A 26,675-nucleotide genomic window follows, 5' to 3' on the forward strand; every position below is an offset into this window, starting at 1 on the left:
ACCAGCGCAGATCCAATAAGGAAAGAGTAATGAGGCAACTCAAACCCAGCCGCCCCATCAACCGCCGGCCATCATTTACCCTGCGCCCGGTAGCCCAGGTCATTGCATTGCTGCTGGTGGCCGGTGCCGCCGAAGCCTCTCCACGCCCGTTCAGTTCCGACTGGTTTGCCGCCAAGGGCGCCAGCCAAGGTGCTGCTGCCAACCCCAACCGCCCCGGTGCGCATATCCCCGGCACACCGCCGCCGCTGGCCCAGCAACAGAAAGATAACGCCCAACTGCAACGTTCGATCGCCAATATCGGTCGTACCGCCGCCTCCATTGCCGCCCAGCAAGCCGCGCAAAAGGCAGCCCGCGACGCGGCCCGCCAGAATGGCTCCCATGTTCCCGAAGGCTACACCCAAGGCGGTCTGTGGGATAGGAATGCTGATGGCAACCAACTGAACTGGAAAGGCGCCGAATGGGCCAATGGCACACCGAATATCGGTGACCGAGACCTGACCATCAAGCAGACCGAATCCAAGGCCATCCTCAACTGGGACACGTTCAATATCGGTCGTGATACCAGTCTGGAGTTCCAGCAGAACGCCGGTGATGCGGTACTCAACCGTGTGGTCGGAAATGAGATTGCCCCCAGTCAGATCGCCGGCCAGCTGAAAGCCGACGGCACCGTGATGGTGATCAACCAGAACGGCGTCATCTTTACCGGCTCCAGCCAGACCAACGTGCGCAATATGGTTGCGGCTGCAGGTACCATTACGGACAGCCAGTTCGAGAACAACGGCCTGTATAACGGCAACAATGCCACCATCACCAATGCCGCTGGTGATGTGGTGGTAGAGCAGGGCGCACAGATAACCACCCATAAGTCGGAAACCTCAACCCAGGGCGGCGGCTATGTGCTGCTGCTCGGGCAGAATGTAGACAACGCCGGTGAGATCAATACCACCAATGGCCAGACGGCCATGGCCGCTGGTGACAACTTTATTATCAAAAAAGGCTATGCCACCACCGATGGCGACCTTCAGTCCACAGTGCGCGGTAATGTGATCACTGCAGCCGGCAACGGTACTGTCACCAACAGCGGTATTATCCAGGCCAGCATCGGCGATATCAGCCTAACCGGTAACCAAGTCAAGCAGGAAGGAGTATTGCTGGCCAGCACCTCGGTAAATAACCGGGGCACTGTTCACCTCAATGCCACTGGCACCGATGCCAATGTCACCCTGGGCGAGGGCAGCACCACCGCTATTCTACTGGAAGATACCGATACCACCGCCCTGGACAGCCAGCGCGACGGCCTGCAAGGCCCGGTAGTGGATAATGCCAATCAAAATATCGTCCCAGCGGATAAGTACCGCCGCGACCAGTCGCTGGTCGAGATTAGCAGCAGCGGCACGGTGGACTTTGCAAATGATTCCATGACCCTGGCCACCGGGGGCCAGATCGCTGTCAATGCCAGCGAACGCAGCCTGGTACGCGACGGCGCCACTCTGGATGTATCCGGTGCTACAGGCGTCAAGGTGTCGATGGAGTCCAATAGCGTCAAGGTCAATATCCAGGGCAACGAACTGCGGGATTCACCGAACAACCGTGATGAAGGCAACATCGGCAGCAACGATGTATGGGTGGATGTCCGTGACTTGGTCTACATCCCCGCCGGTACCAATGGCCATGACAGTGACCGCTGGTATACCGCCGGTGGCCTGCTGGAAGTAGCGGGCTATTTGGGCACCCAGGGCCACAGCGTGGGTGAATGGATGGCCCAGGGCGGCAGCGTTATCTTTGCCGGTAACGATGTAGTTACCCAGCAAGGCTCACAGATCAACATTTCCGGCGGTACCCTGGATGTGCAGACCGGTGAAATTCAACTGTCCTGGCTGCGCGGCGCGGATGGTAACCTCTATGAAGTGTCCAGTGCACCCGGCGATCTGTTGTATACCGGTATCTATTCAGGCTTTGAACGCAACAGCGAACGCTGGGGCCAGAAAGAATCCTGGTGGAACCCGCTGATCACCCCCAAAACCCGGCTGGAAAACGGCTATACAGTAGGTCGTGACGCCGGCACCTTGGTGATTGGTACCCGCAATGCGGTGCTGGAAGGGGATATCGTCGGTGATACCTATCAGGGTGATCGCCAGACCCAAGCCGCCCAGCAGGGGCTGGATGGCTATTACCAGTCACAAAAGGCCGTGGCCCGTGGCGCGCAGCTGGTGGTGGGCGAATATGTACCGTTTTATGTCAAGAACAGCGGCACCCTTCAACATCGGCTGACCGCCACCGGCAACACCATCCAGAAGGTGATCTTTAACAATACCGCCGGCAATATCTCCGCCGGTCTGGAACTGGACAGCGAACTACCGGACGATCGCCAGGGCACACTGGTACTGAATGCCGACCAGCTCAACGGATTCAACCTGGGCGCCATCAAGGTGGCGGCCGGGGAAAGCATTACAGTGGAAAATGACCTGGCGGTCGGTCATGCGGGTAACATCACCCTGTATGGCCCACAGATTAACGTCAACGCCGACCTCACCGCGCGTAGTGGGAGCATTCACCTGGGTAACGTGGTGAATCAGATCGGTATCAATAACACCAATATTCAGGACGTGGTGATCAATGCACCAGCCGGCACCGCTGCCGGTGTCACGGTAGCTGAAGGCGTCAACCTGGATGCCAGCGGCCTGTGGAGCAATCTACTCCTGAACTCCGAGAATACCAGCCTTCTACCGTATCAGAATGGCGGCAATATCTCGATCCGCAGCAGCGGTGATGTCACCCTGAGCGAGGGTAGCCTGATTGATGTGACATCAGGCGCTGCCATCCTGGTTGATGGCGGTCAGCAGGGCGGGCGCGGCGGAAATGTAACGCTGCAGGCTGGGCTGCTCAGCCAGAGTGGGTCGCTGGTGCTGGACGGTGACATACAAGGCCACGGTGTCAACGGCGGCGGCAGCCTGACGGTTCAGGCTGGCTCGGCCATTTATGTTGGTGACGACGAAATACTGGCGGGTGGCTATCTGGAGGCGGGAGAACCGGCCCCCATTACGGTGCTGCTGAATGAGCCGATTACTCAGGGTAAAGGTGACATTCTGCTGGCGGATGCCAGCTACAACCAAGTGGTTAGTGGGCAGACGCTGGAATCCGCTATAACCTTTAGTAACACAGGGAATACATTATCGGTCGCCGTCGGTTCGGGTGGTTGGGATCTAACGGCTCTTTCCAATCTAGATGTCTATGTGGGGAGCACGCGCTATCGAAGTATACGCGGCGAGACGGTTCCAGAAGGGGCTGTCATTACCCGCATCAATGCCGGTACCCTGCCGGCGGGCTACAAGCTGCCGGATTCTCTCGCGTCTTTACCGACGCCTACTTATACCGTCACCGTTGGCCAAGTTGCGCCAATGGATACGACTCTGGCGGTGGGTACGGCAGTGGCGGCCGGAGCGGTATTTGATCAACGCGTCGCGGTGCAGGCGCCGCTGGTGTTGGAGTCAGACTTCTTTGACAAGGGCTTCGGTCATTACAATGTAGTTGGCCAATATGGCGTTACGGTTGCCGAGGGAGCGCAAGTCGACGTCACCATGCCGGTGATGCGTCTGAACGAACAAGCACGTGGCCTGGCTACTGGCAGCGATCCGAGCGAGGTATTGGAACGGTGGACTTCGCCTGTGTACATGGAAGATCCGATTGAGGGTCAGCTGGCCCAACGCCAAGGTGCCAGCCTGAGCTTACAGGCTGGCAGCGAACAATCCAGCGTCGGGGATATGGCCAATGTTCAAGCCGGGGTTGGCAGGCGCGCGGTAGTTAATGTCGACCCTGGGCAATCCATTGATATCCACAGCATTGGCCAGTTGACAGTGGATGGCACCCTTAATGCCTGGGGCGGTCAGATTGAGCTTGGCAGCGTGGCGCCTGCTGCAGGGATTGATAGAGAAAGAGCAGAAGCGGCTGGCCATGGCCACTCCATCTGGATCGGTGAAAATGCCGTGCTGGATGTGGCCGGCCGTGCGGTCACGACAGTTGACGTGCGTGGCCAACGCTATGGCCAGGTAAATAAGGGCGGCAGCATCGTTATCGGCGGTGCATTCGACCCTGCCAGCGGCATAGCCGATGCCGCCAATCTTTTTGTGGTGGTGCGCGAAGGCGCACTACTGGATGCCTCGGGCGCCAGTGCGGTACTGGATATCCCAGGGCAGGGCGCAGTTGAAGTGGCCAGCAAGGGGGGCGATATTACTTTGACCTCCGGCAATGGCCTATACCTGGACGGCACCATGCTGGCCGCCTCCGGCGGTGCTGGCGCGGCGGGTGGTAGCTTGACCGTTGCTCTGGAAACACCGCTTTACCGATCAAGCGGCGGCGTTGTGCCCGATGAGCGGGTGCGCCGGGTGCGCGAGTTCGTTCTTATCCAGGAGAATACAGATAGCGAGCTCGCGAGGGGTATTGATGCTGGTGAGGCAGCGGATCAATTGGTGTACGGGCAGGGCCGCTTGGGCGTTGATCAGATTGATGGTGGCGGCTTTGACAACCTGACCGTACTGAGTAATGGCTTGCTCAGTTTTGAGGGCGATCTGTCCCTGAATATGGGCCAGTCATTGAACCTGTACACCGGGGCTTTGGGGCTGACCGATGCGGCCAATGAAGACAGCCGCATCACATTGGCCGCACCATATGTAGGGTTGGCAGGAGCCGGGGCGACCAGCTCACCCGATAACTATATTCGCCCCACTGTGCGTGGCGGCATTACTAGCATTTCTACTCAGGCTCCTGCTGGTGTTTTTGAGGTGAATGCAGGGCAACTGCTAGAACTGAGGGATGGGGTGGCCTTCGGCGCCCGTGGTGGTGGCAATGCCAATATTGACGGCTTGGGGGTAGTAGTCGATCGACGCGCCTTCGATAACGTTGAGCTGGTTAGCCAGGGCGATATGCGTTTTCTGGCCACCACGGTAACGGCCGGCACTGTGCTCAATACGTCCGGCGACCTCACTTTGGCGGCCGCGCAGATCTACCCTGCAACCGGAGCTAATGCCACGGTCTATGCGGGTTGGCGCGGTAATTTTACTGATTACGATTCCGAACGCACTCTGAGAGTGATGCGCACGACCGAAGAAGTGCCAGACGTGCCTTATTCAGTGTTCGGCAGCCTGCTTTTGGGTGCCGACACCATCGAGCAGGGTGGTATTCTTCGCGCTCCACTCGGTTCGGTGCAAGTGGGTCAGTCACCAAGTTCGTTCCGCACGACCAAGGCGGTGAATCTGCTCGATGGGAGTCTGATTTCTGTCAGCGCTGCGGGATTAGTGATGCCCTATGGCGGGACTAAGGATGGCCTCACCTGGGAGTACGAAGGGGAGGAGGTGCAACTGCACGGTGCGGGCTCACTGGAAGCTGGCAGCGTCACCCTGACCGGACAATTGGTTGATGTGCAGGAAGGGGCGGTCATTGACCTGTCTGGTGGAGGCGAGCTTACTGGGGCCGGTTTTGTTTCCGGTCGAGGTGGTTCCACCGATGCTCGCTATAACCCGCTGGTGCAGATTGGCACTGATGGCTTTACTTTACCGGGGCTGGATAGTAACCCGGTGTATGCCATTGTGCCGGGTGTGCAGAGCGTGGCCCCTGGGAGTGGAGAAGCGGGGGCAGTCGATCCTATGGTTGGCCAGCAGGTGACCATAGGCACCGGGGTTTCCGGCCTGCCGGCGGGTACCTATACGCTGATGCCCTCTACTTATGCGCTGCTGCCTGGTGCCTTCCGGGTGGAAATCAATGGTCTGGCCGGACAGGGCGCGGTTACCCCGGCCACTGCCGCGCGTAATGGTTCATTTTCCATTGCTGGCATCATGTCGATTGCCGGCAGCGGCATTCGCGACAGTCTTGCAAGCCAGTTGATTCTGACTCCGGCGGATACCCTGCGCACATACTCGCAATATAACGAAACCAACTATGCTGATTTTGTGCGCGCTGATGCCGCTCGTCTTGGTGTGCCGCGTGCCTTGATTGAGAGCGATGCCAAGACGTTGCTACTACAGTTTCCTACTCGTGATGCAGAAAGCGAGGAACTGAGTTTTTACTTTGACGGCACTGTGCTGGGCGAGGCACACGAGGATGGTTATGGCAGTACATTGGCGGTGGTGGGGAGTTTTTCGAATGCACGTATCGAAATCATGGCCGATGGTACATTGCCCAACTCTGAATTCGAAGTTGCTGTGCAAGCATCAGATCTTAACCGGATAGAAGTAAACCGAATGGTGATCGGTAGCCGGCCGCAGGTGGACTATGGTCAGGGCGGTAATCTGTTGCATTTCAATACTCCTACTGGTACGGCACGGGCCATAACCGTACGTAGGGGGGCGACTTTGTCGGCACCGGAAGTGATGTTGATCAGTTATGGCGTGCGAACTGACAGTAGTAGCGCTATTGAAATTGAACAAGGTGCGGTGATCAATACCCTGGCTCAGGGTGACGTGGCTTATGATTCGACAGATGGGTTTATCTATCAGCCTGGCAATTCAGGTGTGGTGGCTGTGTCCAACGGGCAATTGCAATGGCTGGCGCCGGAGAACTCTTCCGGTGCCGCCGGCCCAAGTGCAATCCGCATCGGTGGCTGTGCTGCGGACGACTGTACAGGTACCACACAACTCTATTCTGAAGGCAGCATCGCCTTTGTTACCAACAACGACTTTGAGCTGGATGACGATGTTCGCTATGGCACTCGCCATCTGAGCTTGGGGGTCGGCGCCTTCAATATAGGCAGCGCCGAAGCGCTGGCTGCCGCTGCCGCCCGTAATGCTCTGACTCCGGGTCTGGCGCTTAACCAGCAGACCATGGAGCGCCTGCTGCAAGGCGATGAAAACAGCGGCGCACCGGCACTGGAAACCCTGGAGCTGATCGCCGCTGACTCGGTGAATTTCTTCGAGTCGGTGACCCTGTCCACCCTGGATGAGAACGGCGAGTCACTGTTGGATAATCTGCTGCTGACTACCCCGGCCATTTATGGTTATGGCGCTGCCAATGATGTCGCGTTGATCGAGACCGGCCACCTGGTATGGAACGGCGCGGCTATGGCCCCCGGCGCGGTAGTGACTGGTGGTGCGGGCACCGGCAGCGGCACTCTGGCCGTGGATGCCGAGCAGATCACCTTCGGCTATGGCCCGTGGGCCCAGCCCGATGGTATCAGCTCGCTGGACCGGCTGGCGCTGGGCTTTGCCAATGTCAACCTGAGTGCCAGCGACCGCGTGACTGCCAATAACCAGGGCAGCCTGGCGGTATACCAGAGCCAGGGTGCGCATGTGGCGGGTGAGGGCGCCCAGTACAGCGGTGGCAACCTGACGATCACTACGCCGTTGATGACTGGCGAGGCCGGCTCGGTAAACCATATTACCGCTGGTGGTGCCATCAACGTGTTGGCACCTGAAGTCGGTGCGGCTGATCCCGCTGACATCAGCGCTTTGGGTGCCGAACTATCGCTGACCGCAGGCCATGGCCTGAATCTGGATACCACGGTGGCGCTGCCCAGCGGCAAGCTGGAGCTGGCTGCCAATGGTGATCTGACGCTGGGTGACAATGCGCATCTGGACCTGGCTGGCCGCAGTGTTGAATTCTTCGATGATGAGGAAGCTACCCAGTACAGCTGGGGTGGCGATGTGAGCCTGGAAAGCAGCACCGGCAATATCACCCAAACGGCTGGCTCGATCATCAATGTCTCTGCTGAACACAACCAGGCTGGCCGGGTGACCGCCATCGCCCTGGGCGAGGCAGCGGGGCGGGTTGACCTGCAGGGGCAGATACTCGGCAGTGCCAGCGGCTACTACGAGGCCGGAGGCACCTATGTACCTTATCTGGGGGGCGGTATCGTATTGCGCGCCCAGCAACTAGGTGCGGGCAGCTTGAGCAACGCCTTTGCCGAACTGAACCAGCGGCTGAATGACGGTGAGGTCAACGGCCTGCGCAGCTTCCAGCTCAAGCAGGGTGATCTGACCATTGGTAATGAGGTACAGGCCAACCAGATTGAAGTGTCCCTGGATGGGGGCCACCTGACCGTGGCCGGTACCGTGGATGCCAGCGGTGAGCGGGTGGGTGCCATTCGCCTGGCTGCCAATAACGGCCTGACTCTGACCGGTGATGCACTGCTGGATGCCCACGGCAGCATGCTGCGCCTGGACAGCTACGGGCAGATTATCGATGCGCCCAACCGCGCCATGGTTGAGCTGAACTCGGGTGACGGCCTGCTGACCCTGGCCAACGGTGCGCGTATCGACCTGCGTCATGGTACGGCTGATAAACGGGTGCAGGCTGATCCGAGCCTGCATGATGGCCGTGACCGTGGCACCCTGGAACTGAACGCACCGCGCCTGGGTGGTGCGACGGCTGGCGATATTGATATCGATGCCGGAGGCAGTCTGGATATTCAGGGCGCCCGCTCCATTGCGCTCAATGCCGTGCAGCGCTATGACGATGCGGCCTACGGTACGGATGAGGCGGCCAGCGGGCGGCCCTACCAGATTATCGATCAGGCCTATCTGGACGCCAAGCACGCCGACAGCACCGTCTTTATCAATGCCGCGCTGCTCAACGACAACCTACTGAACATCAAACTGGCCGGGTTGAATAACGCCCGCTATGCAAATGTCTTGCATTTGCGCCCCGGGGTGGAGCTGGTCAGCGCCACCCCGGATGGTGACCTGATCGTCAGCGGTGATCTGGACCTGTCTGGCCATCGCTATGCCAGCCTCAACCCACACACCCAGCGGACCAGTATCTATGGTTCCGGTGAGGTAGGTGCGCTGGCCATTCGTGCCGGCGGCGACCTGAGCATTTATGGCAGCGTCAACGATGGCTTTGCGCCGCCGCCCGCTACGCCTGATGACAACGGCTGGGTATTGACCCCCGGTGTGCAGGCCTACGGTGGTGATGTGATTGTGCCGGGTGCTGGGGTGGAGCTGGCCAAGGGTACAACCTTCCCGGTAGACAAGACTCTGAACTATGCGGTGCCGATTGAGGCACTGACGCTGCCGGCCAATACCGAACTGCCGGTAACAGCTGAACTGGCTGCCGATCTGATCATCCCCGCCAACACCGTGCTGAGTGCGGCGGTGCGTGATGCGGACGGCAATATCTTGTATGCCGCTGGCACCCTGCTGGATCAGGCCACTACGTTGCCCCGGGGCAGCCAGCTGGAGGCGGGCAGCCGTTTGCCAAATGCCATACCCCTGACTGCCATGACCTGGCCGGCCGGTGTGCCGCTGCCGGTCGCAGCCATCCTGGCCGACAACACCCTGCTGCCGGTTGGTGCCCTGATTCCCTCGATGACTGATGTCAAACTGGTGGGCGATGCCATCTCGGTACCGCTGCGCCCAGTCAGTGGCGACAGCATGGGCAAGAACTGGGCGGTGGCGGCTATGCTGCCGGAAGGTTCGCAATCCTGGAGCATCCGGCTGGTGGCGGGAGCGGATACTGAAGCGGCTGACCCGCGACTGAGGCAGCATGGTGCAACGGGGCGGCTGATACTGGCAGATACGCATTACAGTGTGTTTGAGCAACGTGGAGCGGCATCGGGGCGTGAGCCGGTGTGGCACTGGGACCCGGCTACCGGTGAGACGGGGCCGGTACCCCAGGAGTACATCGATGCGGGTTATTGTGAGATCACAGGATATTGCATCCTTGTCGAACCGGAGCCCGAAGGCGAATGGCACTGGGATCCGGCTACTGGCGAGAGTGGGCCGGTGCCTCAGGAGTACGTAGATGCGGGGTACTGTGATATCGCGGGCTACTGCGTATTCGTGGAGTCGGAGCCAGAGCCCAAGGGTGAGTGGCATTGGGACCCGGCTACCGGTGAGACGGGGCCGGTTCCCCAAGAGTACGTTGATCAGGGGTACTGCGATATTGCTGGATACTGCGTGTTTGTACCGGAACCAGATGGTGAATGGCATTGGGATCCAGCAACGGGCGAGACGGGCCCGGTGCCTCAGGAGTACGTTGATGCGGGGTATTGTGATATTGCTGGGTATTGTGTGTTTATTCCAAATGAAAGTGGCGAACAGGGTGATGTAATTGCGCTATATCCTGTGGCACAGAACTTCAGTGTGATACGCACAGGTACTGGTGATCTGGAGCTGCTGGCCGCTAGTGACGTCTCGATGCAGTCACTGTATGGCATATACACTGCCGGTACTTCCACTTCGTCACGAGCTGGTACTGAAGCAGATTCCTTCAATCGCGCACGGAGTACAGCAGGCGATGGTAGTTATCTGCACACAGGTAATAGTGCTGATGAGGATGTGGGTGAAGCCTACGAAGCGCTGGTTAATGGTGGTGCCGATAGCACTTATGCGGCCTGGTACCCTGATGGTGGCGGTAATCTGTTGTTGCGAGCTGGCGGCAATCTGACTGGCGACCTGATTGGCAGTTATGCCCCAGGCTGGCCGGGCGAGGAGTTACGCCCGCAACGGAGCAGCGTGGATCAGGGCAACTGGCTGTGGCGCCAGGGCAGTGGTGATACGGTGGGAGTGGATCCCATTGCAACCGGCTGGTGGATCAACTTTGGGACTTACGTACCGGGGACGAGGGCGACTGATCAGTCCAGCGGGAATTATGGTCTTGGAGTTGGTGAGCAGAATGCTGTTGCCTCTATCCCAGAGCTGGTGGGCTTTACTGGTATCGGCACCTTGGGTGGTGGCAATCTGACTATAGATGTGGACGGTGATGCCGGCATGTTGGCGCGTCGAGGGGTATCGCATAATAGCCGCCCTCGCAGTGAAGGATTGGTATTAGCCGTTGGCAGCACTGGTCGGGTCACGGAGAGCGGAGAGCTGCTGCTGACCGGCGGCGGGGATTTGAATTTGCGCTTCGGCGGGGAGCTAAACCCGGGCTTGCAGGCACGGGCTACTGGTGGCAGGGAACAGAACCTGAATCTGAATGGTGTGCTGAGTAACTTGCGTGGTGGTTTGCGTTTGCAGGCGGGAGAGATCGGTGGTGTTGCGCTGACTTATTACTCTACATCTCAGGTTCAGACCGACGGTGAAGAAATAAGGGCCTTCGACCCCTATACGTCCTCGCTGGGTACTGCCGGCGGCGGCCTGGTGTTGATGCTGGGGGACTCCGCAGCTACGCTGGCTACCCGCGGTGATTTGGTGTTGGCTGGCACGGGTGACCCGGGGCGGGTGTCTCTACCCTATGTGCCTGAGGACAACGGCTATAGCTGGTTCTCGCTCTGGACCGAGAATACCGCCATTAATCTGCTCTCTGCAGGGGGCGATCTGACTCCTAATGGGCGGCTTTGGGATAATGGAACCAACACAGTTACCAACTATACAAGCACCGATGGCCGCTACATTTTCCCATCACAGTTGAGTGCGGTAGCAGCTGAGGGCAGTATTTATCTTGACGATCTGATGTTGGCACCCGCGACCCAAGGCAGCTTGGCATTGCTGGCGGGTAAATCGATCTATGCCAACGGCAATACAGTCAGCCAGTCAGGTGCCAATGTCAGCGCAATGCCCACGCCTTTTACTCCTGCTTTTGCGATATATGGGCAGGACGGCTACTCGGTGACAGAGCTGCACAATCTGGCGGCTGATGCGATTGTTCCTGACCCGTATCATTTTTCGCTGTTTTCTTTTGAGTCAAATACCTTTTCGGGTGAGGAGCGTGACTCAGCTCAGCCAGCGCGGCTATATGCCCGTGATGGCGATATTGTTGGTTTGAGTAGCGGTGAAGTGCTGGTCTTTAACAGCGGTGGGCGTGCCGGACAGACTTGGTATGAAGGTGCTGGTCCCATATGGATGCGTGCCGGGCGGGATATTGTACGTTCGGGTGGCCTGCTTGGCGATTCTGTGATTATTCCCAATGCGATTACCCGGGCACTTGGAAATACTAGTAACGGTACGGGCAGAAGCACAAGTAACCTGCTTGTTCACAACAGCTTGACCGATGTCTCAATTATCGAAGCGGGCCGAGACATTTTGTATAGCAGTTTTGATGTGGCTGGACCCGGTACGCTGGAAGTGCGCGCCGGTCGCAATATCCTGATGGTTGGGCAAGCGGATCGCCTGCCTAACGATTCTTTGACCTACGGTGAAACCGCCATCACCAGCCTTGGCCCGATCGTGCCCGGCGACAACCGCCCCGGTGCCAGCATCGTGATGCAAGCGGGCATGGGGCCGGGCGTCGATTTTGCCGGGTTCCTCGATCTGTATCTGAATCCGGAGAACCTGGCTGATGCTGACCTGCCGCTGGCTGATCAGGAGGGCAAGGTTGCCAAGACCTACGAGGCCGAGCTGATCGAGTGGCTGGAACAGCGTTACGGCTTTGTGCCCAGCAGTGAAGACAGCGCGGTGGATGAGGCACTGGCGTTCTTTGCCGGACTGGGGGTTGAGCAGCAGCGGGTGTTGGGTCGTAAACTGTATTTTGCCGAGCTGAAGGCCGGCGGTCGCGAGTACAACGATGCGGATGGGTCGCGCTTCGGCAGTTATTTGAGGGGTCGCAACGCCATTGCGGCGCTGTTCCCGACCCATGATGTGGCCGGTAATGCCATTGCCTACGCTGGCGACATTCTGATGTACGGCGGTGCCGGGGTTCACACCAATATGGGTGGTGATATCCAGATGCTGACGCCGGGCGGGGCACAGACCTTTGGCGTGGAGGGCGCGGCGCCGCCATCCACGGCGGGTGTTATCACCCGTGGCCAGGGCGATATTCAACTCTATTCGCGGGACAGCATCCTGCTGGGCCAGAGCCGGGTGATGACCACCTTTGGTGGGGACATTCTTGGCTGGTCGGCAGAAGGCGACATCAACGCAGGCCGGGGCTCGAATACCACGGTGGTCTATACGCCGCCGAGTCGGATGCTTGATCAGTGGGGTAACGTGACCTTGTCGCCGGATGTGCCAAGTACTGGTGCGGGTATTGCCACGCTGAATCCGATTCCTGAGATCGAGCCGGGTGATATTGATCTGATCGCGCCGCTGGGTACGGTGGATGCGGGCGAGGCCGGTATCCGGGTGTCGGGTAGCGTCAACGTCGCGGCTCTGCAGGTGCTGAACGCGGACAATATTCAGGTGCAGGGCGAGTCGACCGGTATACCGGTGGCGGCGGCCGTCAACGTGGGTGCCCTGACCTCGGCCAGCCAGGCGGCGAGCAGTGCGGTAACGGCTGCCGAGCAGGTGAACCAGGCGGCACGACGTAATCTGCCATCCATTATCAGTGTGGAAATTCTGGGCTACGGCGATGAGCGTTTGGAGCCGAGCAGTGGCCGGAATGATCCGCTGTCCTATAACCAGGGTAGTCCGGTGCAGGTGTTGGGGGTTGGGCCTGTCAGTGAAGAGGGCCTGCAGCAGATGACAGAGGAGGAGCGCCTGCAGTTCTGAAGCGCTGAACGGTAAAGGGCAGTGGCTGCGGCCTGCCATGAGCAGCCGCGGCCCTTACTGGGAGGGAGTCAAGATGAAGAAGGTTCCGAAGAAGGCAATAACCCGTAAAGGCTTTACCAGTCATATTTCGATGTATGAACTGAATCGGGAGTTGTCCACGCATATCAGTACGGCACTGAAGCAGCCGTTGCACGTCTACCGCTATTCTTCTCCTTGTGTGTGCATTATCTCGGCTGACTTATGGGCCAGGATGAACAGCTTGAACTCTTATGTACCGGTTAATCATGTATTGGCAGGGCTGCGAAGTGAGATCGATGCTGAGCTGATCAAGCGTTGCAAGGACCTCTATGCATTGGCGGATCGCTGTGTGAGCGGAGCGAATTTGCCGCTGGTGATCCGGGCCTGGGTTTTGCAGATTCTGCATTCGTTCAACCACGCTGAACTGGTTCGCACACGATTGGTTCACGATATGTTGTGGCGTTGGTTCGTCGGATGTGAAGGTCAGTCGGATTGCCTGCCTGATGAAACGCTATTTGTGCAGGATATGGCGTTGGTCAGCGCCGATCCGAATGTCATCGATGTGATCTACCACTGTCTGAACGACAACCCGTTACTCAAGGGCGGATCAAGCGAACTGCGACCAAATCTTGGGCTCCTGCAGAGTCTTTATGCCAAGCATTTTGGTCGGAATATAACCGATGCGGATGGCGATGAGGCGAAATGGAAAAGCCCATTTAGCACAGCAGCGTATTGGGATATGGAGGGTTTTGCCGATACCAGAAATGTCGTCTTCATTGGTACCGGAACAGACATCTTTAGCGTTTTACCCAGCGTGAGCGTCAATGGCGCTCTTTCCAAGCCCTTACCAGGCCAGCCCACAGCGACTGTGGTGGATATTCTAAGCAAGAAGTGAAGGGTAGACGCGTAGCAGAGAATGGCCAGGTTCAGCCAAGTGCTGCAATTGAACTGGAAGATCGGTGTAAGCCTACTATTTACAAGCGTTAGGCTTGAAGCAGAACAACAACCAAGGAGGAAACATGCCCTTACTTTCAAAATCAGATTTGAAATACCGATACTCGTGGACTGCTATTGCCCCTGATGATCCCAAGGCCACCGGAGCTCCTGATAGCGCTTTGCTTAATCGGAATGAAGGGTATGAGGTTTTAGCTTTCATTAACCGGTTTGCAGAAGCATGTGAATTTAAATATAAAGCATCTGGAACTAAAGCTGAAAGACTAATCAAGGAACACCTTCCGGGCGATGTCCGAAGTCATAAAAATGTAAGAAAGTGGCTCGCTGATAACTGGAAGAAATACGATAAATCTAAGAAGTAAATAATCAGTCGCCAGGAATTTTATTATTTAATTTATAATTAGGAAAAATAATTCCAGAATATCCTGGAGCTGAAGTCGTGTAGGGCTGCCTGCGGTATCGTTTTGGCTGATCCACGTAGTGGCGTTATATAAAATAGGGAAAACATGATCCAAAATAGCCCGGAAGAAGCAATAGCCAATAAGTACTTCGCTCAAGCAAACGGCCCGGTTGCCTTTTTGCTCGTGTCGCTAGGATATACCGCTTTGCAGTTTGAATACCCACAGCCATTTGCTTGCTTTGCAATTGCTATATCTTCGATTTGGCTATTTTCTGTTGGCGGTCCTTACAGGAGTATTTTGAAGGTGTACCTGCCCAAAGGTGCGCCAGCCTCTCGTTACATATTTGTTCTTTGGCGCTTGAAAGTGTTTATTGTAAGTCTCTGCTTTACGATAGCTATTGCACAGGGGATGAATGTTGTCGAAATTTACTCTCTGATGGGATATCCAATAAGTCAATAAAAATATTCGGTGGCCGGTCTTGCCTACCAGAGCGGGCATGATTCCCCACCTATGAAGGTATAAGGGATTGAGGGGGCATATGAAAACAATCATCCTTAAAGATTTTGTCCTTTTTAACTCACTAATATCGCATGAGGTATTGCTCTGCTGGCCCTTTATGCATATTTCCTGGACTCTCTGATTGAGGGCCTAGATACATAACGTTATTGTGATTCCAGAAAGAAGAGTTGAACGGATTGTAAGGATAGAGAATGGCATCAAAGTCTAGACAGAAAAATTTGTATCGGATCATGGATTTTAGCCGTGTCGTTCAAATATTCGAAAAGGAGGAGATTTATTTTGCCAAACCGAGTACGTGGGATGATCCTTATGAACAACGTATTAGGCATGCGAAGGATCATGCGGTTTTTGCTCAGTGTTGGGGGGAAAGACCGATTTCAGATGCTATGTGGCGGATCTACTCCCAGAATGGAATGGGGGTTCGAATTTCCACCACGGTAGACAAGCTTACCGGAGTAATGAAGGTAGCCTGTAAAGCTCATGGTTATAAGCGTAGATTGGCGAAAGTGGAGTATAAAACTCAAAGAGAGATCGATGAGATCACAAGGGGGATTGCTGCTGAGTTGAGGGATGCTTTTGATATTGGTAGGGCAACCGATGCTCTATATAATAAGCGCGATGCGTTTAGTCATGAGGCAGAGTGGCGAGCTACTCTTTTTACGCCGGAAGCAAGTCGTGATGTGGAGAAGAAGGGTGTATCGGTGAGGCTTGATCCTCATGATTTTATCGATCGCATTCTTCTTGATCCGAGAGCACCAGAAGAACTGGTTAAAGCTTTTAGGTTTTACTTCAAAAATAAACTGAATTTTAAAGGGAGGATTGGGCGGTCTGTACTTTATAAAGCACCAAATCCATATGTGGTAGAAGATAACGCTGTTAGTGTAGATGACTTGTAATGCAAGCGGAGTGCACACGTCAGAAGCTAAGCAGGATGGGCGGAGGGGTAAGGAGTGTGGAGCGCTGGTGATAACCTGTCACGCCCTCTCTTCACAAATTTGTTCTGAATAGTTATATGATTCGAGTATTTGAAAATGGAGTGTGGGATGCCGACGCCCCTGGTAGTTAAGAGCAAGACCACGATATACTCGGACGGAATGGAGGGCAGGCGGCATATCCATCTCTATGTTTGTATTATGGCTCCCTTTCTGTTGCGTTCGATATCGCTAACTGGTTGCGTTCGCGTTGGCGAAGCCGCTTTATATATGCATCGTCCACCAGATCATCGGAATCAAGGTTCAGGGCGCAGTTAACCATCGAGGCTAAAGTTCGGTCTGTGAGTTTGAAGCCTTTCGGCAGTTGACCGTAGTTCTCAGCTCTGTTTTCGTCGATAGAGGCGAAGAGAGCCTTGATGAAATCCGCTTTGGATGAGCGTGGTGCTGAGGTGGCTGCGGCCGTCAAGGGATCTGAGGCCTCTAAAACGGCGTTATTAGCGTCAGATGCCAGTTCTTGCACAAACTGGCTCAGAGAGGGCCAGTATTTCAAGTCAAACTGTCCACGCAGAGCGCGAAGATTGTCTTTAACATAGGACTGAAACAAATAGTTGCGCCGAGAAGCTGCTTCAATTACCTGACCTACATGATAGTGCGTATCGCTGCTGAAGCCAGAAACATTGTGTAGTTCGGAGCGTTGTTCCAGCAATACCGCGAGCTCGGCCGCTTTCTTTGCTATCCTCTGGTTGATGTTGGTGAGATCATTGCGTTCGGCGCGCGCTTCTTGAATCTTTTCCGGAGACCAGAAAGCAGCAGTATTCAAGAGCAGCCCGAGAAAAACTTCGAGCGCCGGCGGATATGCATGGAGCTTACAGTGTAGCTCTGCATAGGTGTCCTTCAATTCAATTCCACGAGCTAGCAGTCGATCTACAATGGTGTTCTCGCTGGGCAGGATGCCGTGCTCGATGTTATAGCGCTTTTCCTCTTGGAGAATTTTTTCGCAGATTTGCTTCGGATTCGTTGCTTGAGTTGGAATCATTGTCTTTCCTTGGTGTTTAAGATGCTCTACAGCATATTGAACCAAGATAGTCTTGTCGGTACCCCAACAGACATCGTTGAACCAACTCTAAGGTACTTGTATTAACGTCCTTGATTGGGAGGTTGGGGTTTGCTGCGCCCGATGCTTCGCATCGAGCCGCTGCGTGGCTCGCAGTGACGCCGGTGGCGTAACCCAACTGTAATCAATCAAATGCCAGTACCCGGCGGTAATACGAGACCGGCCCGGCGCTGCGGCGGGTGCCGAGACGGATTTCCAAGCCTGATGCCGGTGCCAGGGAGCGGCTGGTGGTAGGGAGTTGTCGCCACCCTTGCTGGGGCTCCCAGGCGCGGACGTTGAAAGAGGCGATACCTTCCAGTACCGCAACACTGTCCGCGGTCTTGGGGTCGGGCAGGGGGTAGCTGTTGGTAGGTTGGCCGGCGGCGCGATAGAGCGTGCCTGATTGCAACCACCAACGCACCCGCTGCCACTGGCCGGGGGCAGCGGGGGCGGCGCGTACCAGTTCAAGTTGCAGCGGGATCTGGTTCAGGCGCCGCACATCCATGCCTACGGGCAGCATGGATATTGGCGGTACTTGCCTGTCTTCAGTCGGTTCGGGCGGTGTCGGTTCAGCGCCTTGCTCTGGCATGTCCATGGCGCTGGATGGTAATTCGATGGTGGTACGCCAGGCGAGGTCATGTTCGAGCTGTTGCAGCGTGCGCATCAGCCGCGCATTTTCTTCGCCGCGCACCTCCATTTGGGTGTTGGCTCGGGTCATGATGTCCAGGCCACGCCAGGCGATCAGGCTGATGATGGCCATGATCATGATGGCAATCATGACTTCGATCAGGGTGAACCCGCTTTGGCGGTTGTGTGGTGGGGCTTGCATCAGCGGGCCTCCGGCAGCCAGGTTTGCAGGGAGGCTAGCCGCCGGTCACTGTGCTGCAGGGGATAGACGCCAATGCTGATGTTGCGCATGCCTTGCTGAAGTGAGCCGACCTGTAATCGACAAATGAACTCCTGGTCGCCCTGGGGGCACTCAGCCTGATGTAGGCCGGCCGGAGGTAGGGGCGTCATGCGTACTTCGTTCAGACTGTTCTGCGCCGAGAGCATGGCCAGCGTCTGTTGCTCGATATGGGCCATATTAGTCGCGGCCTGGCTGGTGACGCGGGTGTAGGCGGCTAGCGCTACGCTGATGATGGCCAGCGCGATCAACACTTCTATCAGGGTAAAGCCTGTTTGCCGGGTTGCTGACATGCTTATTCCACCCTGTAGTTGCCAGTGTTGTCGCGCACAATGGCAACCTGATGCTCACCGCTACGCAATTCCAGTTTGAGTGGCGCGCCTATCCATTCGGATGTCAGCAATAGGGGCGTTTCTGGGGATACGGCTACTTGTGTGGCACGCCATTGACGCGGCCGCAGCGCTTCGTCGCTGTCAAAGCGATCCAGTTCACCTGCCGTCGAGACCACGGGCACGACGCTGCCTAGCGTGTTGGTCCAGGTGCCGCGGACGAATTGGTACCCATCGCCAAGCGCTTGCCAGGCGATGACGCGGCCATCGATGCGGACTTCGTTCTGTGCGGTAGTCAGCCGTAGTGCCAGTTCACGTGCGTCGCGGCGCAGGTTTTCATCTGGGGCGGGCGCAATATCAAGGCTGATGGCTGCCGTCGCAACACCGATGATGATCAATACGATCATCAATTCAATGAGAGTAAAGCCACGACTGCGACGCTGTATGGTCATGAAGTACGCTGCCCCTACGTCATGTTGAGAGAGTCCGCCTGCGTTGTTATATGAGATTACGCGCTGAATGTGGCGTTGACATTAAATGCACATATTAATCTGCTATGTATGGGCGTCGGCAGATCAACCCACTGAAGGAGTTGCGACTATGTCAGTTACTTGGAGACTACCGCAGACGGTATCCCCGGTGCGTCTGATACATGCGGCCGGCTTGCTGGCTGTGGCAGCTGGGGTGTGCGTCTGGGGTTATGTGCTCTATCAGCCCGAGTCAGCTCCTGTCCAGGAGGCCGAAGTGTCAGTTATCGTGGCTGACGCTGCTGGTGAAGCAATGGCGGGGTGGTTTGGATCGGAGCCGGTACGGCTGGATGTGACGGTGATCGGCCTGGTGCGCAAGTCGGATCGGGCGGTGGCGGTGCTGTCTGTGAATGGTTCGCCTGCGCAAGCTTACATGCCCGGCGAGTCGCTGATGAATGATGTTGTTCTCACCTCCATCGAGACTGATGGGGTCACGGTCGAGCGCGCTGGGGTTGAGTCGCAAATAGCTGCTCCGGCAATCCCTGACACTGGACCCGATGGGATCAGCCGGGTGCCCAGAGCGTGATATCAGCGCGGTGGGCGTGCCGGTTGGGCTGATTGGCCCAGGTTGCTGCCCATGCGGATGCGCAAAGCTGATTGGCTGAATTGACCTATCGCATTCGGTTGACGTTTGGCAACATCAGCCGAGTCAAATGCCGGGTTGTGGGTCGGGTGGCCTGTGTGCGGTTTGGGCGCCATCATCTGGGTATAGCAGTCCAGCGGCATTGCACGTTGGCCGTTCACTACCACTTCAATGCAGGAGTCAGGTGCATCCTGACTGTTGGTATCCTCGGCATGGGCTGGCAATACGGCGGTGAGTAATGCGCAGCTTATAAGGCTGAACCAGAAGGGGTGGTTGAATAAATTCATTATCTGGGCTCCAGATTGATTCGTTGAGCCGAATCAGTATAGACCTTCAGGTCAGCACGACTACTCCGCCGGGCAGGGATAGGCTCTTGATGCCGTAGACATCGGTCAGCAGGGTAATCACCTCGTCCAGCCTGTCGAGTTCAAAGCGTGCCTGCACCCGACGCTCGGCGACCTTGGAGTTCAGCAGCAGTATTTTACCTGAACGGTAGCGGTTTACTTCTTCAATGACTGTGCCCAGCGGAATATCATCAAACACCAGTACGCGATTGAGCCAGGCGCTGACGCTGCTGGCATCCACCGAGGTGGGCGAAGAAAACGACGAGGGGCTGTAGCGTATCTGTTCGCCGGGACCAATGCGCGCATTCTGCCCCTGGAATGACACTTCAGTCAGTCCCTGCAGGCAGGTGACTTGCACACTGTCATTGATGTGTTTGATGTTGATATGTGCGTCCGAGCTCTTGATCTCGCCGCCTGCCGCGACAATATTGATGCCCTTTGTATAAGAAGAACACTGCACATCCATTTCACCGCTGACCAGTCGTAAGCGATGCTGGTGGGTGCTGGTGTTGTCATCGAACATCTCGATATGGGTCAGAGTGTTGAGTGTAATGGCGATATCGGAGCTGATATTCAGGCGTTTCTGTTCGCCGCGCGCGGTCTGAATGCTGTTGTCTGTACCCAGCGAGATACCTGTACGCATACCGAAATGCGCGACCATGGCTACCCCGGTCAGGCCGGCTGCGGCTGCAAGAAAGTGCCGGCGGCTGAGCTGGCGTGGTGGTAATGCTACAGGCGTGTCGGTGTTCAGCTTGGCAGCGGCGTCGAGCAGACGCCAGGCACGGCTGGTTTCAGCAAAGGTACGGGCGTGCAATTGACTTTGCGCGCACCAGGACTTGAACGATTCGGCTTCGTCCGGCGACATGTTTCCGGAAGTAATGCGCACCAGCCAGCAACGTGCTTGTTCCTGGATCAGCTCTGGATCCGCGGCATTGGGTTCGGATTTGTGGTTGTCAGTGCTGGGCGGCATAGCGGGGCTTGTCTGAGGGTGTGGAGGAAGAGCATCCCTTCATGTTTTCTTGTCTGAGGCGGGGCCAAAGCGCTGTATAAATTCGCGGCCAAGGTGTTTGCAGCAGAACTCAAGTGCCGATCTTAACTCTTTCTCGATCATTCGGGTAGAGATGTCATAGCGCTCGGCCAGTTCTTTATGCGGAACTTCGTATATGCGCGAGGCCAGCAAGATATCTCTGCGGCGAGGGGAGAGGTGGGAGAGTGCCTTGTGGAGCTGCCTGATATCGTCCGTAACCAGGGTATGGTCCTCCGGGCCGAGTGTGTCATCGGCTATGTGCAGCAGAGCCTCGGTATCTACTTCAAAGAACTCTTGGCGACGAAAGTCATTGACTGAAATATTCATGGCCATGCGATGTAGATAGGCAAGGGGGGATTTGGTTTCAGCCTGGGATCGCTTCTGATGCAACTGGATCCATGTGTCATGCAGGATATCGTCGGCCTGACTATAGCTACCCAGCCGCATCTTGAGCCGATTGCGCAACTCCGCGTAATGGTTCAGATAGGCCATTTTTATCGGATTGTCTGCCATGACCGGTTTGCTCCTGCCATAGAAAGGTTTGGATTTTATATGGCCACTATGCAGAGGGGATGTGACAAATAGGTTTCAAGCGGGGCATCCGCTGCTGATGTTGTTGGGTAAGAGCAAAAGGGTGATCGGCTGGGGTAGGCGTCCGGACGAGGGTGGAAATCTCAGCGATCGTACTGCATCAAGTACCTGTCTATCCCGCGTTGGGTCATCGGTTGGTTTGACCAATCTGATGGTGTCAACCGTGCTGCGTGGACTCAACCATACCTGTAGCAGCATGCGGTAGTCGCCTTCAGGCAGCAGGAATGAGTGGCAGATTACCTTTTCCAGGCTGCTCTGGAAGGCGGTGACGAACTCACTGGCTTCCAGTGTCGCAGGGGTTATCGGTTGGGCTGGTTTATGCTGCTGGGCACGAGGCATCAAGGTGAATGTACGTGAGCTGGCGTAATGAGCATCAAGGCCGGAATGGATGATTAGCTGTCGTAATGCTTGTTCTGCGGTGAATGAACCTTGTGCGCCGGGGGAGTGCTGCCGAGAGGTCAGGTTGCTATCGACCAGTACGTTGAGCCCGGTGGTCTGGATGTATTGCCGGAGTGCCGTTTCAAGTGGCTGCGCAGCGATATCAAATTCAAACTGCGTTTGATTGCTCTGGATGGCCTGGCGCTCGTTGGCAAAAGTGGGCGCGCCTGGCCACCAGGGCAGCAGAAAGATGCTGGCGTATAACAGGATTGCCAGTGGCGCGCGACCATAGTGGTTGAGCAGGGAGGCAGACAAACATTCTTCCTCGAAAATACAGCGCCATTGTAACCAGCATTACATCCCCGGTAGATCCATCAGCGAGTTACATCGAATACGGGTTTTGGCCTGACTGAGTCTGGGCCAGGAGTGTGTCAGTAGTATGACAAGCAATTCGCTCATGTAGCCTGGCTTATCGTTTCCCGTCGGTCACTTTCAAGTCATCTGAAAATGCCAGCATGGTCTTCGGCTATGCGTCTTTGCAATAAACAATATGAAGTTTTGGTGACATGGTTCGGTCGTGCCGTTTCCCAAACGACTAAGTAGGAGTAAGCGGAGATCTCCATTTTGAGGACGCCTCCCAAAGACGTTATGCAGCGATCGCCTTGCGACCAGGGAAACCGGGGGGCGCAGCGGTAGCTTTTTGTCTCACCAGGAACCGAGTCTATTCAATGCATGACTTTGAGAGAAAAAACAGATTGCCATACCTGTTGGGGGGGCTGCTGGCGGCGTTGCCGCTGAGTGTGTCTCTGGCAATTGCACAGGAGCAGGACAGTTCAGTCACGCAAGCACCTCGGGTCAATATCAATGAATACATTGTGCGCGGCAACACCGTGCTTAATGCCCGAGAGATTGAAAAGGCGGTGTATCCGTTCCTGGGTCCGCAACGAACCCTTGCCGATGTGGAAAGCGCCCAGCAGGCGCTACAGCAAGCCTATCAGGATAAGGGCTACCAGTCGGTGTACGTTGAGTTGCCGGAGCAACAGGTGACCGGTGGGGTAGTGCTTCTGCAGATTATGGAAACGCGCGTGGGCCGCGTGCGGGTAGTGGGTGCAAAGCACTCGTCGCCATTGGCTATTCGCGAGGAAGTGCCGGCGCTGACCGAAGGTGTGGTGCCGAATTTTACTCAAGTGCAGGACGAGTTGACCGAGCTTGGGCGCACCGGACAGCGGCAGGTCATGCCGATGATCAATGAAGGACAGATCCCCGGCACCATGGATATCGAGCTGACTGTCGAGGACAAAAACCCCTGGAATGGCAGTCTGACGCTGAATAACGATTACAGCGCCGATACCGAGAAATTGCGTTCGGTGGCGACTCTCGGTCATTCCAATCTCTGGCAGAAAGGCCACAGTGCTTCGCTGACGTTCTTCACCGCTCCCGAAGATACCAATAACGCCGAGGTCTGGTCGGGCAGCTATAGCGCGCCGTTGAATGAGCGCTGGAGCCTGCGCTTCTCCGGTTACCACTCGGAAAGCGATGTGGCCACGGTTGGCGGCACCAATGTGTTGGGTAAAGGCCATTCCTACGGGATGGCCGCGATCTACAGCCTGCCGTTCACTGGCGACTGGATGCACACGGTCTCTCTGGGGCTGGATGTGAAGAGCTTCGATGAGTCTGTGCAGTTTAGTGGCGAGACCGATGATGTGCCCCTCGAGTACATGCCGCTGACCCTGTCCTACAACGGCTATTTCTTTACCGATCAACGTCAGGGCAACTTTGGCATCAGCTTGGTGACATCCACCGACAAGTTGTTTGGCGATGGCAGTGGCTGGGAAGAATTCGACTACAAGCGCTACAAGGCGAGCCCGGATTTTGCCGTGCTCAAGGGCACCTTCGGGCTGACCGACGCGCTGCCGCGCAACTGGGAACTGGCGACCAGGGGTGAATGGCAGGTTGCCAGCGGGCCGCTGGTCTCCAACGAGCAGTTTTCAGCGGGGGGTTCCTATTCGGTACGGGGTTATCTGGCGGCTGAGCAGTCGTCGGATGACGGCTTCATGTTGTCGGCCGAGCTGCGTACCCCGTCGATCAAGGAGTGGCTGGATCTGCCGGTGCAGGAGCTGCGTCTGCATGCCTTTGTCGACAGCGCCAACATGTGGTTGCAGGACGCCATGCAGGAACAGGATGACAAGTACGAGCTGGCCAGCGTGGGGATCGGTGCGCGGGCTGAAGTGACGAGCTGGCTACACGGCAGCTTTGATCTGGGCTATCCGCTGGTCGATGGGCCTGAGACTGAGAGACATGATGCACACGCACATTTCAGCCTGACGGCAAGCTTCTAATAATCAGGTGCCTGCGCACCTCCATACCAATACTGGATCGTTTCGGAGTGCTAGAACATGCAACGCCTTTTGATGATTTTCCTTGTGTGCGTGAGCACCTTGTTGCCCTCGGTCGCACATGCCTGGTGGCAGCAGGACTGGGAGTACCGCAAGCAGATTAGCATTGATACTACCGCCGAGGGTGGGGCTATCAATGAGCGGGTAGGGCGTGTGCCCCTGCTGGTGCGTCTGCACACCGGCAATTTCCAGTTTGATGGTGTGCAGGACAACGGTGGTGATATTCGCTTTGTGCTCACCGATGACCAGACCGTATTGAATCACCAGGTGGAAAGTTTCGACCCGCTGATGGGCATGGCTCAGATCTGGGTTGATGTGCCTGCGGTCGAGGCTGGCCAGATGCAAGATATCTGGATGTATTACGGCAACCCGGATGCACCGGCCACCTCCAACGGCCAGGTGACTTTCGATCCGGACTATACCCTGGTCTATCACTTTGAAGGTGCCGCAGGTGTACCGGCGCGTGATACCACCGCCTACAGCAACCAATCACAAACTTCAGTGGTGTCGCTTACTGATGGTGTGGTGGGGCGCGCCGCTCAGTTTACTGGTGGCGAACCCTTGATGCTGCCTGCCAGCCCATCGCTGGCGGTACCGGCGGCGGGTGCCTTTACCTTCAGTGCCCATTTGCGAGCAGATCAACCGGCTGGTGAGCAGTTGATATATGCCCGGCGTGATGCAGGCAATTCCTTGTTGATCGGTCTGGATCAGGGTATCCCTTTTGTTGAAGTGAACGGTCAGCGCAGCAGTCAGGGCCAGCCCATTACCGCTGGTCAATGGCAGCATCTGGCAATGGCTGCCAGTGCCGATCAACTGGTGCTGTATGTTAACGGGCGTGAGTCCAGCAGCCTGGATGCCAGCTTGCCACCGATGAGCACAGTAACCGCTATTGGCGGTGATATACCCGGTTTTACCGCCAGCGCAACGCCTGTAGCAGAAGGAAGGGCGGATGAGACAATCGAGGGTGAAGTGAGTACAGGGACGGTAGCCGGCTCTCAATACACCCCCTTTGTCGGGGCTATCGATGAAATCCGCCTGTCCAAGACAGCGCGCCCAGCCGCGTTGTTGCAGGCTGACTTTCTCGCCCAGGGCTCCGACTCACGCCTTGTGACCTATGGAGTAGACGAGCAGCAATCAGGTATCAATTTCGGTGGCCTGGGCTTTCTGGTGAACGCGGTACCCTTTGATGCCTGGATTATCCTCGCCATTCTGGCATTCATGGCAATTCAGACCTGGGTCATCATGATCAGTAAGAACCGCACTGTCACGCGGATGGCCGAGGCCAATGATGAGTTCCGCCAGGCCTTTTCTACTGTGGGTACGCGTCTGGAGTCACTCAAGGATGACGCTAGTCTCGCTGCCCGGATGCACAGCTCCTCTACCTGGCGTCTGTATGAAGTCGCGATTAATGAGCTGCGTACTCGCCGTGAGCAGGGTATGGATACGCGCTCTCTGTCTTCCACCACGCTGGATTCGATCCGCGCATCGATGGATGTTCAGCGGACTCTGGAAAATCGTCAGCTGAGTGCGAGGCTGGGCATCCTCTCCAACGCCATTGCCGGTGGGCCCTATATCGGTCTGCTGGGTACGGTGCTGGGGATCATGGTGGTGTTTCTCGGTACGGCCATGGCCGGCGACGTCAATATCAACGCGATTGCCCCAGGTATGGCTGCTGCGCTGCTGGCTACAGCGGCGGGTCTGTTCGTCGCGATTCCAGCGCTATTTGGTTACAACCGGCTGACGGGTCGTAACCGGGAGATCAGCTCGGATATGCGGATATTTGTGGATGAGTTCGTCACCCGCCTGGCTGAAGTGCATGGCGGGGATGGCGGCAGTGCGGTGGCCCTGGCCAAGCACAATACGCAACCGGTTTCTGCCTGAGGAGGGATGACCATGGCTTCAGTCAATAGATCGGTTGATGACGACGATATTGATAGCCCAGTAAATGATCTCAATATCACACCGCTGGTAGACGTGCTGATGGTGGTGCTGGTGATGTTCATTCTCACCGCTACCGCCCAGGTATCGGGTATTCGAGTTGATTTGCCCAAGGCCAGTTCGACGGTATCTCTTGTGCAGCCGAAGTCCAAGGCTATCTCGGTGAATGACAACGGTCAGGTTTTCCTCGATGCATATCCGGTCACCTTGCCTGAGCTGGAAGACCGTCTGCGTACAGAGAAGGCATTGAATCCGGACTTTCCGGTGATCCTGCGCGGTGATTCGCTGGTGCAGTACCAGAAGGTCGTCGAAGTGCTCGATTTGTTGCGCCGCCTTGAGCTGACGCAAGTCGGTCTGGTTACGGGCAAGCCCAATTAACACTGAATTGT

Annotated in this window: 17 protein-coding genes; 9 read left to right on the plus strand and 8 right to left on the minus strand. The window is 56.5% G+C overall.

The window, feature by feature from the left end:
- The first annotated feature begins 29 nt into the window (after positions 1 to 29).
- From BLU11_RS06800 to BLU11_RS06820, 5 genes are all read left to right on the plus strand, one after another.
- Complete coding sequence (locus BLU11_RS06800) at positions 30 to 13,352, plus strand: filamentous haemagglutinin family protein (protein WP_172828675.1); 13,323 nt, start codon at positions 30 to 32, stop codon at positions 13,350 to 13,352.
- A 73-nt stretch (positions 13,353 to 13,425) separates the two neighbouring features.
- A complete protein-coding gene (locus tag BLU11_RS06805) occupies positions 13,426 to 14,265 on the plus strand; it encodes a hypothetical protein (protein WP_090272636.1) in 840 nt (279 codons plus the stop codon).
- Positions 14,266 to 14,389: 124 nt separating this feature from the next.
- Positions 14,390 to 14,686 carry a hypothetical protein gene (locus BLU11_RS06810; protein WP_090272637.1) on the plus strand — a complete coding sequence of 99 codons (297 nt, stop codon included), beginning with the start codon at positions 14,390 to 14,392 and terminating at the stop codon, positions 14,684 to 14,686.
- 144 nt (positions 14,687 to 14,830) lie between these two features.
- Positions 14,831 to 15,184: a hypothetical protein gene (locus tag BLU11_RS06815; protein ID WP_090272638.1), complete on the plus strand. Its 354-nt coding sequence runs from the start codon at positions 14,831 to 14,833 to the stop codon at positions 15,182 to 15,184.
- Between the two features lie 251 nt (positions 15,185 to 15,435).
- The gene (locus tag BLU11_RS06820) at positions 15,436 to 16,140 is read left to right on the plus strand and encodes a DUF2971 domain-containing protein (RefSeq protein ID WP_090272639.1); all 705 of its coding nucleotides are present in this window, start codon (positions 15,436 to 15,438) and stop codon (positions 16,138 to 16,140) included.
- Positions 16,141 to 16,375: 235 nt separating this feature from the next.
- On the opposite strand, the gene BLU11_RS06825 is transcribed toward BLU11_RS06820, so the two are convergent.
- The 4 genes from BLU11_RS06825 to gspH all read right to left on the minus strand — a co-directional run bounded on the left by BLU11_RS06825 (position 16,376) and on the right by gspH (position 18,954).
- Positions 16,376 to 17,212, minus strand: coding sequence for a hypothetical protein (locus tag BLU11_RS06825; RefSeq protein WP_090272640.1), 837 nt, complete (start codon positions 17,210 to 17,212; stop codon positions 16,376 to 16,378).
- A gap of 202 nt (positions 17,213 to 17,414) precedes the next feature.
- Positions 17,415 to 18,098 carry a prepilin-type N-terminal cleavage/methylation domain-containing protein gene (locus tag BLU11_RS06830; RefSeq protein ID WP_090272641.1) on the minus strand — a complete coding sequence of 228 codons (684 nt, stop codon included), beginning with the start codon at positions 18,096 to 18,098 and terminating at the stop codon, positions 17,415 to 17,417.
- Positions 18,098 to 18,466, minus strand: coding sequence for a type II secretion system minor pseudopilin GspI (gene gspI / locus BLU11_RS06835; RefSeq protein WP_090272642.1), 369 nt, complete (start codon positions 18,464 to 18,466; stop codon positions 18,098 to 18,100). Before gspI ends, BLU11_RS06830 begins: the two co-directional genes overlap by 1 nt.
- 2 nt (positions 18,467 to 18,468) lie before the next feature.
- Positions 18,469 to 18,954 (minus strand): type II secretion system minor pseudopilin GspH, encoded by a 486-nt coding sequence (gene gspH / locus BLU11_RS06840; protein WP_090272643.1) that lies wholly within the window; start codon positions 18,952 to 18,954, stop codon positions 18,469 to 18,471.
- Positions 18,955 to 19,102: 148 nt separating this feature from the next.
- Between gspH and BLU11_RS06845 the strand changes: the two genes are divergently transcribed.
- Complete coding sequence (locus BLU11_RS06845; RefSeq protein ID WP_090272644.1) at positions 19,103 to 19,555, plus strand: hypothetical protein; 453 nt, start codon at positions 19,103 to 19,105, stop codon at positions 19,553 to 19,555.
- Positions 19,556 to 19,557: 2 nt separating this feature from the next.
- Here BLU11_RS06845 and BLU11_RS06850 read toward each other — a convergent pair whose 3' ends face one another.
- From BLU11_RS06850 to BLU11_RS06865, 4 genes are all read right to left on the minus strand, one after another.
- Positions 19,558 to 19,899: a hypothetical protein gene (locus tag BLU11_RS06850; RefSeq protein ID WP_090272645.1), complete on the minus strand. Its 342-nt coding sequence runs from the start codon at positions 19,897 to 19,899 to the stop codon at positions 19,558 to 19,560.
- A 46-nt stretch (positions 19,900 to 19,945) separates the two neighbouring features.
- Positions 19,946 to 20,926 carry a FecR family protein gene (locus BLU11_RS06855; protein ID WP_090272646.1) on the minus strand — a complete coding sequence of 327 codons (981 nt, stop codon included), beginning with the start codon at positions 20,924 to 20,926 and terminating at the stop codon, positions 19,946 to 19,948.
- A 39-nt stretch (positions 20,927 to 20,965) separates the two neighbouring features.
- Complete coding sequence (locus tag BLU11_RS06860; protein ID WP_090272647.1) at positions 20,966 to 21,496, minus strand: RNA polymerase sigma factor; 531 nt, start codon at positions 21,494 to 21,496, stop codon at positions 20,966 to 20,968.
- Positions 21,497 to 21,571: 75 nt separating this feature from the next.
- Positions 21,572 to 22,267 carry a hypothetical protein gene (locus BLU11_RS06865; protein ID WP_090272648.1) on the minus strand — a complete coding sequence of 232 codons (696 nt, stop codon included), beginning with the start codon at positions 22,265 to 22,267 and terminating at the stop codon, positions 21,572 to 21,574.
- 440 nt (positions 22,268 to 22,707) lie between these two features.
- Here BLU11_RS06865 and BLU11_RS06870 point away from each other — a divergent pair, with 440 nt between their 5' ends.
- The 3 genes from BLU11_RS06870 to BLU11_RS06880 are packed head-to-tail and all read left to right on the plus strand — an operon-like array spanning position 22,708 to position 26,664.
- A complete protein-coding gene (locus BLU11_RS06870) occupies positions 22,708 to 24,291 on the plus strand; it encodes a ShlB/FhaC/HecB family hemolysin secretion/activation protein (protein WP_407920228.1) in 1,584 nt (527 codons plus the stop codon).
- Between the two features lie 57 nt (positions 24,292 to 24,348).
- Positions 24,349 to 26,229: a DUF2341 domain-containing protein gene (locus tag BLU11_RS06875; RefSeq protein WP_090272650.1), complete on the plus strand. Its 1,881-nt coding sequence runs from the start codon at positions 24,349 to 24,351 to the stop codon at positions 26,227 to 26,229.
- 12 nt (positions 26,230 to 26,241) lie between these two features.
- On the plus strand, positions 26,242 to 26,664 hold the full coding sequence (locus BLU11_RS06880; RefSeq protein WP_090272651.1) for an ExbD/TolR family protein: 423 nt from the start codon (positions 26,242 to 26,244) through the stop codon (positions 26,662 to 26,664).
- Positions 26,665 to 26,675 lie beyond the last annotated feature (11 nt).

This window comes from Halopseudomonas litoralis, assembly GCF_900105005.1.
In the GTDB taxonomy this organism is placed as follows: domain Bacteria; phylum Pseudomonadota; class Gammaproteobacteria; order Pseudomonadales; family Pseudomonadaceae; genus Halopseudomonas; species Halopseudomonas litoralis.

Bases quoted from the DNA above. Each gene is read 5' to 3' on its own strand.
- BLU11_RS06800 (WP_172828675.1), top strand. From the start codon at position 30: ATGAGGCAACTCAAACCCAGCCGCCCCATCAACCGCCGGCCATCATTT.
- BLU11_RS06805 (WP_090272636.1), top strand. From the start codon at position 13,426: ATGAAGAAGGTTCCGAAGAAGGCAATAACCCGTAAAGGCTTTACCAGT.
- BLU11_RS06810 (WP_090272637.1), top strand. From the start codon at position 14,390: ATGCCCTTACTTTCAAAATCAGATTTGAAATACCGATACTCGTGGACT.
- BLU11_RS06815 (WP_090272638.1), top strand. From the start codon at position 14,831: ATGATCCAAAATAGCCCGGAAGAAGCAATAGCCAATAAGTACTTCGCT.
- BLU11_RS06820 (WP_090272639.1), top strand. From the start codon at position 15,436: ATGGCATCAAAGTCTAGACAGAAAAATTTGTATCGGATCATGGATTTT.
- BLU11_RS06825 (WP_090272640.1), bottom strand. From the start codon at position 17,212: ATGATTCCAACTCAAGCAACGAATCCGAAGCAAATCTGCGAAAAAATT.
- BLU11_RS06830 (WP_090272641.1), bottom strand. From the start codon at position 18,098: ATGCAAGCCCCACCACACAACCGCCAAAGCGGGTTCACCCTGATCGAA.
- gspI (WP_090272642.1), bottom strand. From the start codon at position 18,466: ATGTCAGCAACCCGGCAAACAGGCTTTACCCTGATAGAAGTGTTGATC.
- gspH (WP_090272643.1), bottom strand. From the start codon at position 18,954: ATGACCATACAGCGTCGCAGTCGTGGCTTTACTCTCATTGAATTGATG.
- BLU11_RS06845 (WP_090272644.1), top strand. From the start codon at position 19,103: ATGTCAGTTACTTGGAGACTACCGCAGACGGTATCCCCGGTGCGTCTG.
- BLU11_RS06850 (WP_090272645.1), bottom strand. From the start codon at position 19,899: ATGAATTTATTCAACCACCCCTTCTGGTTCAGCCTTATAAGCTGCGCA.
- BLU11_RS06855 (WP_090272646.1), bottom strand. From the start codon at position 20,926: ATGCCGCCCAGCACTGACAACCACAAATCCGAACCCAATGCCGCGGAT.
- BLU11_RS06860 (WP_090272647.1), bottom strand. From the start codon at position 21,496: ATGGCAGACAATCCGATAAAAATGGCCTATCTGAACCATTACGCGGAG.
- BLU11_RS06875 (WP_090272650.1), top strand. From the start codon at position 24,349: ATGCAACGCCTTTTGATGATTTTCCTTGTGTGCGTGAGCACCTTGTTG.
- BLU11_RS06880 (WP_090272651.1), top strand. From the start codon at position 26,242: ATGGCTTCAGTCAATAGATCGGTTGATGACGACGATATTGATAGCCCA.